Origin of the sequence: Photorhabdus sp. RM71S, assembly GCF_042879355.1 — a bacterium.
Lineage (GTDB): Bacteria > Pseudomonadota > Gammaproteobacteria > Enterobacterales > Enterobacteriaceae > Photorhabdus > Photorhabdus kayaii.
The window spans coordinates 1-10,578 of the sequence record NZ_JBHFKV010000085.1 but is presented as its reverse complement, the minus strand read 5'-3'; the positions used below and the strand labels follow the sequence as shown (position 1 = coordinate 10,578).

Sequence of the window (10,578 nt, the reverse complement as noted above, 5' to 3'; positions counted from 1 at the left end):
TATGGAAGAGAGAGATCTTAACGTTTTAATGAGAGAAATGCCTATAAAAAGTCATATCCTGATTTTTATTTAACTAAAATAACCTTATTAAAAATGTGAGATCTCACCCTGAGTCGTGGATGGACTGAAAAAGATATTAAAGACATTGTTGCAAAAGGATCAACTGGAAAATCAACAGATAATCGTCGACCTAATAAAACGCCAGATAAATTAGGAAGGAATGATACAGCGACAGTATATGGTACTCCTCCGAATGGATATATAGTAGTAAACGATAGAACGGGAGAGGTTACTCAAATAGCTGATAAAACGGATTCTGGTTGGAATGCTGATAGTCGAATTAAATGGAGTAAATAAAATGAGTATATCTATAGATAAGTTGCGTGTTTATACTAATCCTAATGAATTTTTTACCTTAGGTGGAAGTGTGGTAATGAAGTTAACACCCCAAGCGGCGATTGGAGTCTGTGAAATTGCCACTAATAAGAATTTAGTAATTTCACGTATTGAAGGGTTTATTTGGCATCGTAACACCGGAAAATTTGAGGCTAGGTTAGATGCTATTTGGGATGGATTGATGAATCCGGAGAATGACTTAGAAAAGGTGAAAAAAAATAATAAAGAAGCTATAGAAAATATCAAGGAAGATGAAAAGAGTGGGCATAATGTATTTATTATTACTATAGCCAAAAAACGGTAACTTACATGTTAATCACCAGAGTATAAAGTAGCTACCTTGTTTGAATTGATCCCGATATGTCAAGTAAGGACTAGGGATAAAGAAGGACTGAGCTCTATGCTGAGTAGGGCTTAGTCCTTTCAAATTAGACTTGATCTTATCGTGGTTGTAATAGAGAATATATTATCATTATTTTTTTGAGTTTGTTTACTGAAATAATTACTAAAAATTAGCTACGATAAGTCTTTTTGAATACTCTTTGATTGGGTGCTGATTAACATCGTTTTGCTTGAGAGGAAGCCAAATGGAAAAGTTACATCGTTGGGAAAAGAATGGTTATATTATTTCTACGGATAAACATGAATTAGATATTAATTTGATTCATCAGTTTCTGGAAAAAACGAGTTGGGCAGAAGGAATTGATAAAGAAACTGTGAATTTATCAATTGAAAATAGCTTAAATTTTGGTTTGTACAAAGATTCCCAACAGATAGGATTTGCGCGTATTGTGACTGATTTCACGACCTTTGGTTATCTATGTGATGTTTTTATCTTGGAGGATTATCAGGGGTTAGGATTAGCACGTTGGATGATGGAATGTTGTCTGGATCATCCTCAAATAATAAAGCTCAGAAGAATTATGCTGGTTACTACCACAGCTCCTTGGTTATATGAAAAGACGGGTTATTCGCCGGTAAAATCAGATAATTTTGTTTGGCAAATTGTTCGTCCTGATATTTATAAGAAAAATAAAATTTAATGTAATTAAATCAACTTATTTTTCAATTATAAATAAGGAATGCATAGATGTAGAGAACAATTTATCGTATCAATATACAGAATAATGTACGGACTCTTTGAGTATGATCTAGCTTTCGCTATTTATTGTGAAACAGATCACTTTTTTATGAAACATGTTTCAGATGGCGAAAAGTAATTTTCATCATTTCAAGGTATACCCAAACATTTGTTAGCTTCCAATAAGATTTTTCTTATTTCTTTGTTTTATTAAATCTATTTCTAGTATAAAACACTAGCCGATTCTTAATATGCTGGAGGAAGGGTTATTCCAGTAGGATTTAACTTGATGGTTATCACATAAAATAGTGTTGGTAATCCAGTCATATACTCTTACGATCGTTATCCCAACTTCATTGTAAAATAAAAAATCCTGCTTTACTGTTTTGCTTTTAACACATAAAACAAACGTGTGTTTAAGAACAAACAAGTGTCCAAAAATGACGAATCGGGAAAAACAAATATTGCAACTTCTGAGACGAGATCCGTTGATTCCACAGCAGGAAATTGCCGACGTTTTAGGTATAAGTCGCTCGGGGGTTGCTGGTCATATTATGAATTTAATGAATAAGGGATATATAAAAGGGAAAGGTTATATTTTATCTGACCACAATTATGTAGTAGCGGTTGGCTCTATTAATATGGATGTTTGCGGTTATACATCAAATAAACTCATTTATCAAGATTCTAACCCAGGAAAAATAAAATGTACCCCTGGTGGTGTAGGCAGAAATATTGCCCAAAATATCACGTTATTAGGTAAAGAATGTCATCTTATTTCTGTTGTTGGCGATGATTTCTATGGTAGCACTTTACTGGATCAGGCCAGATGCGCAGGCGTTAATATCGACTACTGCTATAAGCTTTATGGTGAAAATACCTCGACATATGTCTCCTTATTAGATGACGGTGGTGAGATGTTAGTCGCCATCAATGACATGCATATTTTGGAAAAACTGACGCCATCGTTGTTAGCGAATCATTGTGATCTTATTCAGCACGCCGGCGTACTGGTTATTGATTGCAATTTATCTGAAGAAACTTTGGTTTGGTTGTTGACTAATGCCGGAACGGTGCCGGTATTTGTGGATACAGTATCCGCATTTAAAGCACCTAAGATTAAAAACTGGCTTTCCTATATCCACACCTTAAAACCTAATTGTCTGGAAGCGGAAGCGCTGAGTGGAATGAAAATTACACAACCTACCGATGTCCCGGCAGTGGCGCGGTGGTTTCACGATCAAGGTGTGCAGCGGTTAGTACTCAGCATGGGCGTAGAGGGTGTCTACTTTAGTGAAAGCGATGGTGTGGCCGGCTGGTCACTTCCCATCAATATCAAGATTGTCAATGTAACAGGTGCCGGAGATGCCATGATGGCTGGACTGGTGAACTGCTGGCTAGAAAATATGACGTTGGCGGAAAGTGTTCGCTTTGCTCAAGGATGCTCTGCACTCACACTTTCTTGCGAATTTACCAATAATCCAAATCTGTCAAATGGCAGTGTCCAAAAACTGTTGGAATTACAATTTTATGAAAAATCATGCTATTACCAATGAATATTTGGATATTTCCCCGGAAGTTACAGAGGCCTTAGAGAATAACCGGCCAGTTGTGGCGCTGGAATCTACCATTATTGCTCATGGAATGCCTTATCCACAAAGTGTAAAGACTGCGCTACAAGTTGAGCAGAAAATTAGGGAAAATGGTGCTGTTCCTGCAACAATTGCTGTTATCAATGGGATTATGAAAGCAGGTCTGTCGCATGAAGAAATAGAGTTTTTGGCTAGAGAAGGTGACAAGATAACTAAAGTCAGTCGTCGTGATTTACCCTTTGTTATCGCGGCCGGAAAAAATGGCGCGACGACGGTTGCTTCTACCATGATTATTGCTGCTATGGCCGGGATTAGAATCTTCGCTACTGGCGGTATTGGTGGTGTGCACCGTGGAGCGGAACAGACTTTTGATATTTCTGCCGATTTACAGGAATTAGCGAAAACCAGTGTCGCGGTAGTCTGTGCTGGCGCTAAATCTATTTTGGATCTTGGCCTGACAACAGAATATCTTGAAACTCACGGTGTACCATTAATTGGCTATCAGGCTCATGTTTTGCCGGCGTTTTTCTGTCGTACCAGTCCATTTCCCGTTAATATTCGTTTGGATTCTCCAGAACAGATAGCTCAGGCGATGGCAGTAAAATGGAATACTGGATTACAGGGCGGTTTGGTGATTGCCAATCCTATCCCTGAGCCATACGCCATGCCGGAAGCGGAGATCAACGCTGTGATCGAACAAGCGGTGTGTGAATCCGTTGAACAGGGGGTGAGCGGAAAGGCATGTACGCCGTTTTTGTTATCCAGAGTGGCTGAGTTAACTGGGGGGGATAGTCTGTCTGCCAATATTCAGTTGGTACTTAATAATGCTGAACTAGCAGCGAAAATTGCTTGTTGTTATTGGGAAAACCGTGGGTAAAACAACGGTGTTATGCTTTAAGTTCCATCCTCAAGTTGGTTAAATGGGGTCTACCTCGAAGGCTTGAGGAGTCGTCGCCAGAAGGAATAAAGGGGCTTAAATCGCCCCTGTTTGCAAATTATTTTTCTTTCTTCAATATAGGTTTCAGGAAACGCGCAGTATGTGATGTCTCACATTCGGCGACCTCTTCTGGTGTACCAGAAATCAGAATCTCACCACCACCGCTACCGCCTTCTGGGCCAAGATCCACGATCCAGTCAGCGGTTTTAATCACATCAAGGTTATGTTCAATAACCACAATGGTGTTCCCTTGATCGCGTAACTGATGCAGAACGGCTAATAGCTGCTGAATATCAGCAAAATGCAAACCTGTTGTTGGCTCATCGAGAATATATAACGTCTGCCCAGTTCCGCGTTTGGATAGTTCGCGTGCCAGTTTTACTCGCTGCGCTTCACCACCTGATAACGTTGTTGCTGACTGACCCAGACGGATGTAAGAAAGGCCAACGTCCATGAGGGTTTGCAGTTTACGGGCCAGAGCAGGAACTGCATCAAAGAATTCACGCGCTTCTTCGATCGTCATATTCAATACTTCATTGATATTCTTGCCCTTATATTTGACTTCCAGTGTTTCACGGTTATAACGCTTACCTTTACACTGATCGCAAGGGACATAAATATCAGGCAAGAAGTGCATTTCTACCTTAATAACGCCATCACCTTGGCAAGCTTCACAGCGCCCACCTTTGACGTTAAAACTGAATCGTCCGGGTGTATAACCACGGGCGCGTGATTCAGGTACGCCAGCGAACAATTCACGGACGGGTGTGAATACGCCGGTATAAGTTGCCGGGTTAGAGCGGGGAGTTCGGCCAATCGGGCTTTGGTCAATATCAATCACTTTATCGAAGTGCTCTAGCCCTTGAATATCGATATAAGGCGCAGGGGTGATATTGGTTGCGCCATTTAACTGGCGTTGGGCAATTGGAAACAGCGTATCATTGATTAACGTCGATTTACCGGAACCAGAAACCCCGGTAATACAGGTAAATAACCCAACTGGCAGATTGAACGTCACATTTTTCAGGTTATTACCTTTCGCTCCGATCAGTTTCAGCACCTTTTTCGGATCTGCCGGGATACGCTTCTCTGGGATGGTAATTTCACGCTCTCCACTCAGGAATTGACCTGTTAGTGAATCTTTGCTCACCATAATGTCTTTAACTGTGCCTTCCGCGACGATTTCACCGCCATGAACACCTGCACCGGGGCCGATATCAATGATATGGTCGGCCGCCCGGATGGCATCCTCATCATGCTCAACCACAATCACGGTATTTCCCAGATTGCGCAAGTGGATTAGCGTTTCCAGCAGGCGTTCATTATCCCGTTGGTGCAACCCGATAGAAGGTTCATCAAGTACATACATCACTCCCACTAAACCTGCACCAATCTGGCTGGCAAGGCGGATACGTTGAGCTTCGCCCCCGGACAGAGTTTCGGCAGAACGGGAGAGCGTCAGATAATTCAGACCAACATTAACCAGGAATTTCAGACGGTCATGGATCTCTTTCAGTACTTTTTCAGCAATTTGTGCACGTTGACCGCTGAGTTTAATGTTTTGGAAAAAATCCATCGCATGGCCGATACTGAAATCAGAGATCTCCGGCAGAGTGGTATTCTCAATAAATACGTAACGGGCTTCTTTACGTAAACGAGTTCCGTGGCAGGAAATACATGAACGATTACTAATATATTTCGCCAGTTCCTCCCGAACGGCGGTGGATTCCGTCTCTTTATAACGGCGTTCCATATTATGCAGTACACCTTCGAACGGATGGTTACGCACTGTGGTATCACCACGGTCATTGGTGTATTTAAATTCGATGGATTGTTTACCGGAACCGTACAACACCACTTTCTGAATATTGGTGCCGAGGGAATTGAAGGGTGCTTCGATATCGAATTTATAATGTTCTGCCAATGAACATAGTATCTGGAAATAGTAGAAATTACGGCGATCCCAGCCACGAATTGCACCACCGGCCAGGGAGATATCACCATTCTGAATGACTCTATCAGGATCAAAAAATTGCTGAATACCTAAACCATCACAAGTTGGGCAAGCACCGGCAGGATTGTTAAAAGAGAATAGGCGAGGTTCCAGTTCACTCATGCTGTAGCCACATGCAGGACACGCAAAGTTAGCGGAGAAAATCAGCTCTTCGGCTGTATTATCATCTATATTGGCGACAATAGCGGTGCCGCCTGAAAGTTCCAGCGCTGTTTCAAAAGATTCAGCGAGGCGTTGTGCCAGATCGGCACGAACTTTAAAGCGATCAATGACCACGTCAATGGTGTGTTTCTTCTGTAATTCTAATTTCGGCGGATCGGATAGATCACAGACTTCACCATCAATACGGGCGCGGATATAACCTTGTGCTGCCAGATTATCCAACAATTTAGTATGCTCGCCTTTTCGCTCTTTGACGATAGGCGCCAGCAACATCAGGCGATGACCTTCTGGCAGTGTTAGCACATTATCTACCATCTGACTAACAGTTTGTGCCGTCAATGGAATATTGTGGTCTGGGCAACGAGGTTCACCTACGCGGGCAAACAGCAAACGCAGATAATCATGAATTTCGGTAATAGTCCCTACGGTTGAGCGTGGGTTATGGGACGTGGATTTCTGCTCAATAGAAATGGCCGGGGATAATCCTTCAATATGGTCAACATCGGGTTTCTCCATCAGTGACAGAAACTGGCGCGCATAAGCTGAAAGCGATTCTACATAGCGACGTTGCCCCTCGGCATAAAGCGTATCAAATGCCAGAGAAGACTTACCTGAGCCGGACAAACCGGTGATAACGATCAGCTTGTCTCGGGGAATTATCAGATTGATATTTTTGAGATTGTGGGTACGTGCGCCCCGAACTTCGATGTTATCCATGAATCATTTCCCGGATTATTCATACGTGCATAATTAAATAAGTGAGTTATTATTACACAGAGTTGACTGATTAGATATACAGTGTTTAAGTGAAATAATGTAATAAGTACGGAATTAAATTACGGTAAGCTTCGCAAAGTCTGCTTTAAAGCGGTTGCGTTTCATTTTTAGCGTCGCATGTTAAACTGTGTTGCTTAATAATTGTAGAAATTCATTTCATCAGGAGTATTCCCAATGGCCAGCAGAGGCATAAACAAAGTTATTTTAATCGGTAACCTGGGGCAAGACCCGGAAGTCCGCTATATGCCAAACGGCGGTGCAGTGACTAACATTACTCTGGCGACTTCTGAAAGCTGGCGAGATAAACAGACCGGCGAGATGAAAGAGAAGACTGAATGGCACCGGGTTGTTTTATTTGGCAAACTGGCGGAAGTCGCGGGTGAATACCTGCGTAAAGGTTCACAGGTTTATATTGAAGGTTCTCTGCAAACCCGCAAATGGCAGGATCAGAACGGTCAGGAGCGTTACACCACAGAAGTGGTGGTAAACATGGGTGGTACCATGCAGATGTTGGGAAGTCGTGCTGGTGGTGGTAGTTTCCAGGATAGCCAACCACAAGGCAGCGGTTGGGGACAGCCACAGCAGCCACAACCACAGCAACAATCTCAGCAGTTCAGCGGCGGCGGCGCTCCTTCGCGTCCTGCTCAATCCTCTGCTCCACAAAGCAATGAGCCACCAATGGATTTTGATGATGATATTCCGTTTTAAGTGCGACACTTTTCTTTGTAAAACAATTGGTTATCATGTTTAGATGTGATAATCATAGGCTGTTGGAATGCCTATTGCGAGCCTGACTAATCCTTACCCAGTAATGGGTTTGAACCCTCGAAAGAGGGAGGAAAGTGCAGTATGTCAGGAAAAGGCTGGTTGCGGGGAAATAACCTACTTTGCGCCAGCCATTGCAAATCCCATATGGTTAAGCCTGATTGGTTGAATCATAGTTCATAGTGGGTTTCGGGACATCTTTGACTCACGGTTATTCAGGAGTCATACCAATATTTATAGTGATTATTGTTAGAAGGTTGCTATATCCAATAATATTGGTACCTGCTCGGTGAGAGTGGTAATTGAACGTAAATGAAACCTAAGTGGGATGCATCTTGCTTACAAAGAAATGCGGGATTACCTAAGTTGGTTAGATAATTAACCAATAGGGGAAGGGGAGTCAGTTGGGTAAATACTAACAGATGCGAGGTTCGATAGTCAGTGCTATCACAAAGAACACTCAATGCTCTGAGTGGTATAAGCAAAGCCAGTACACAAGGTTGCAAGATCAAGAAATTACATAAAATTATGTGTAGCAACAAAGATCTTTGGGTGCAGGTTTACGCCAATATTTATTCCAATCAGGGAGCAATGACAAGAGGCGTAAATAATAATATGTTAGATGGAATGAGTGTGGACAGGATTCTTAATCTTAATCCAGCTTGTGAACTCAAGTTCGTATAAACCCAAATCTTGCAGACGCACACACATAACCGTTGTTAACTAATTTGACCTACACCATAGTGTCATATACAACGCACAGTGCAGGGAGTTTACATTATGATTGAACTCTGGTAGTGCATGGCTAATGAATCGCGACAGGTTTGGTAGACACTCTATAGCCATAAGATGTTTTAAGAAGAGGTGCTCATGAGCGCTTCACGTTATCCCAAGAGCTCATAGGGAATAGGTTAAGCAAGTGGTTAATCGCAGACTGTTTTGTTAGAGCTCGGGATTATCGGTTGCGACTTAGTAGCTGATAGATCGTAAGTGCCAGTTTAATCTAGTTAATTCATAAAATCATATATTCTTATTGATAAGGTTTAAAGAGATTAACATGTCATATAATGAAAATGACTGGGATAAAGAACATCTACTATCGTTTCCAATAAATGTGAAAGCGGTGATTGCACATATGCGTCAGGACATGAGAGACGATTGGTTTCCTGATCCTCTATCCTATAATGACCTATTTGAAAAAGCGGATGATCTCAGAGAAGTACTAATGGAGTTGCTGCTTGAAGGTAATGGGCGCTATGAAGGGAATCTACGAAATTTATGTAACATACCCAAAAAAGGGCTTGGCATAAGATATTCTCTAGAAACTGATTTTTACGATAGATTTATTTATCAGGCAATTTGTTCATTTTTAATTCCTTTTTTTGATCCATTACTTTCGCCTCGAGTTTTAGGGCATCGATATAACAAAAAAAGAACTAAGGAAAAGTACCTTTTTAAGTCTAGGATTGAATTATGGCAAACTTTTGAAGGTGTAACCTATACTGCAATCACTAGTAGTAAAGCTTTGATGGCTACAGATGTTCTTAATTATTTTGAAAATATATCTATCGATAAAGTCAAAGAAAGCTTTGAGTTACTAATCCCCCAGGTGAAAGCAAATGGCGCGGAAAAATTAAAGATCAGAAATGCAATCAATACACTCTGTGAATTACTTTGCAAGTGGGGGTTCAGTAAATTTCACGGATTACCACAAAATAGAGATCCTTCTTCATTCATAGCTAATGTCATGCTTAATTCTATCGATCAGAAAATGGTTGTTTTAGGTTATGATTATTATCGTTATGTGGATGATATTAGAATAATTTGCCCAGATATAAGTAGTGCTAGGCGTTCACTAATTGAGTTAATTGGTGCATTAAGAACTATTGGAATGAACATCAATTCAAGTAAAACAAAAATACTTACATCTGATTCAGATAAGGATTTGGTAGCAGAATTTTTTCCGTCACTTGATGATAGAAGTATAACTATAGATAATATGTGGAAGTCACGGAATCGAAGAATTATTGCCAGATCTGCCAAGTATATTCATGCAATGATTAAGGATTGTATAGAGAGACAAGAAACACAATCTAGACAATTTCGATTTGCAGTTAACCGCTTGATAAAACTTGTTGATGCAAATGTTTTTGACGTACATTCTTCATTAGGTGAAGAATTGCTTGATATGATTATAAGTACCTTTATCGATCACCCAGCCTCTACAGATCAATACTGTAGATTAATTTGTGCTTTGCAGCCGTTAGATAAACATTTTGAAAAAATAACAGATTTCCTATGTGATCATGATTCTGCGATACATTCGTGGCAAAACTATCATATCTGGTTGACTTTAGCCTACCATAATTTTAAATCAGACCAGTTAATTGAGACGGCATGTGAGCGGTTGAATTTAATTTCAAATGATCCAGAGGTTGCGGCTGTATTTATATACTTGTCTTGTATTGGTGAGACGGAAAAACTCATTCCGGTAATCTCTCAATTTGATGCCAGTTGGCCTAACAGGCATCAACGAAGTTTTCTTCTTGCAACTAAAGATTTGCCTCAAGACTCATTAAAAAAAATAGTTGAAAAATTGACAATTAAGCTTAGGAATACGGCTAGAAGGGCTACGCCACACTATTATAATAATCGCCCGTTAGCAGAACGGAAGTTTCCTAAGATTGTTGATCTATATGACGAGGTTACCACCTATGATTGATGCTCAACCTAAAGTATTTTTATTTACCTGATTATCACTTAAATTCAGCTCCCATAGGCGTATACTCAAAATAAGTCTGTGTGGAGGTAAATGAAAATGGCTAAAAATCAGATTCAATTCCAAAAAGGCATT

Annotated in this window: 9 protein-coding genes and 1 pseudogene; 8 read left to right on the top strand and 2 right to left on the bottom strand. The window is 40.7% G+C overall.

What is annotated here, in order from left to right; genetic code table 11:
* Positions 1–108 precede the first annotated feature (108 nt).
* Complete coding sequence (locus ACGF5R_RS22860; RefSeq protein WP_387692884.1) at positions 109–357, top strand: colicin E5-related ribonuclease; 249 nt, start codon at positions 109–111, stop codon at positions 355–357.
* A 1-nt stretch (position 358) separates the two neighbouring features.
* Positions 359–700 carry a colicin immunity protein gene (locus tag ACGF5R_RS22855; protein ID WP_387692880.1) on the top strand — a complete coding sequence of 114 codons (342 nt, stop codon included), beginning with the start codon at positions 359–361 and terminating at the stop codon, positions 698–700.
* A 12-nt stretch (positions 701–712) separates the two neighbouring features.
* On the opposite strand, the gene ACGF5R_RS22850 is transcribed toward ACGF5R_RS22855, so the two are convergent.
* A complete protein-coding gene (locus ACGF5R_RS22850) occupies positions 713–859 on the bottom strand; it encodes an IS3 family transposase (protein ID WP_387692882.1) in 147 nt (48 codons plus the stop codon).
* A 124-nt stretch (positions 860–983) separates the two neighbouring features.
* Here ACGF5R_RS22850 and ACGF5R_RS22845 point away from each other — a divergent pair, with 124 nt between their 5' ends.
* The 3 genes from ACGF5R_RS22845 (at position 984) to ACGF5R_RS22835 (ending at position 3,946) form a co-directional block, all read left to right on the top strand.
* Entirely contained in the window at positions 984–1,439 is a 456-nt protein-coding gene (locus ACGF5R_RS22845; protein ID WP_387692878.1) for a GNAT family N-acetyltransferase, read from the top strand.
* A 478-nt stretch (positions 1,440–1,917) separates the two neighbouring features.
* Positions 1,918–3,033 (top strand): PfkB family carbohydrate kinase, encoded by a 1,116-nt coding sequence (locus tag ACGF5R_RS22840; protein WP_262980640.1) that lies wholly within the window; start codon positions 1,918–1,920, stop codon positions 3,031–3,033.
* Positions 3,008–3,946, top strand: coding sequence for a pseudouridine-5'-phosphate glycosidase (locus tag ACGF5R_RS22835; RefSeq protein ID WP_387692876.1), 939 nt, complete (start codon positions 3,008–3,010; stop codon positions 3,944–3,946). Before ACGF5R_RS22840 ends, ACGF5R_RS22835 begins: the two co-directional genes overlap by 26 nt.
* Before the next feature lie 118 nt (positions 3,947–4,064).
* Here ACGF5R_RS22835 and uvrA read toward each other — a convergent pair whose 3' ends face one another.
* Positions 4,065–6,899: an excinuclease ABC subunit UvrA gene (uvrA, locus tag ACGF5R_RS22830; RefSeq protein WP_387692874.1), complete on the bottom strand. Its 2,835-nt coding sequence runs from the start codon at positions 6,897–6,899 to the stop codon at positions 4,065–4,067.
* A gap of 234 nt (positions 6,900–7,133) precedes the next feature.
* On the opposite strand from uvrA, the gene ACGF5R_RS22825 reads away from it, so the two are divergent.
* The 3 genes and pseudogenes from ACGF5R_RS22825 to ACGF5R_RS22815 all read left to right on the top strand — a co-directional run bounded on the left by ACGF5R_RS22825 (position 7,134) and on the right by ACGF5R_RS22815 (position 10,446).
* On the top strand, positions 7,134–7,667 hold the full coding sequence (locus ACGF5R_RS22825; protein WP_112895396.1) for a single-stranded DNA-binding protein: 534 nt from the start codon (positions 7,134–7,136) through the stop codon (positions 7,665–7,667).
* A 498-nt stretch (positions 7,668–8,165) separates the two neighbouring features.
* A pseudogene (locus tag ACGF5R_RS22820) lies at positions 8,166–8,436 on the top strand (RNA-dependent DNA polymerase); the annotation flags it as partial.
* A 345-nt stretch (positions 8,437–8,781) separates the two neighbouring features.
* Positions 8,782–10,446 carry an RNA-directed DNA polymerase gene (locus ACGF5R_RS22815; RefSeq protein ID WP_118986603.1) on the top strand — a complete coding sequence of 555 codons (1,665 nt, stop codon included), beginning with the start codon at positions 8,782–8,784 and terminating at the stop codon, positions 10,444–10,446.
* The last annotated feature ends 132 nt before the right edge of the window (positions 10,447–10,578 follow it).

Bases quoted from the DNA above. Each gene is read 5' to 3' on its own strand.
- ACGF5R_RS22845 (WP_387692878.1), top strand. From the start codon at position 984: ATGGAAAAGTTACATCGTTGGGAAAAGAATGGTTATATTATTTCTACG.
- ACGF5R_RS22855 (WP_387692880.1), top strand. From the start codon at position 359: ATGAGTATATCTATAGATAAGTTGCGTGTTTATACTAATCCTAATGAA.
- ACGF5R_RS22835 (WP_387692876.1), top strand. From the start codon at position 3,008: ATGAAAAATCATGCTATTACCAATGAATATTTGGATATTTCCCCGGAA.
- ACGF5R_RS22815 (WP_118986603.1), top strand. From the start codon at position 8,782: ATGTCATATAATGAAAATGACTGGGATAAAGAACATCTACTATCGTTT.
- ACGF5R_RS22825 (WP_112895396.1), top strand. From the start codon at position 7,134: ATGGCCAGCAGAGGCATAAACAAAGTTATTTTAATCGGTAACCTGGGG.
- ACGF5R_RS22840 (WP_262980640.1), top strand. From the start codon at position 1,918: ATGACGAATCGGGAAAAACAAATATTGCAACTTCTGAGACGAGATCCG.
- uvrA (WP_387692874.1), bottom strand. From the start codon at position 6,899: ATGGATAACATCGAAGTTCGGGGCGCACGTACCCACAATCTCAAAAAT.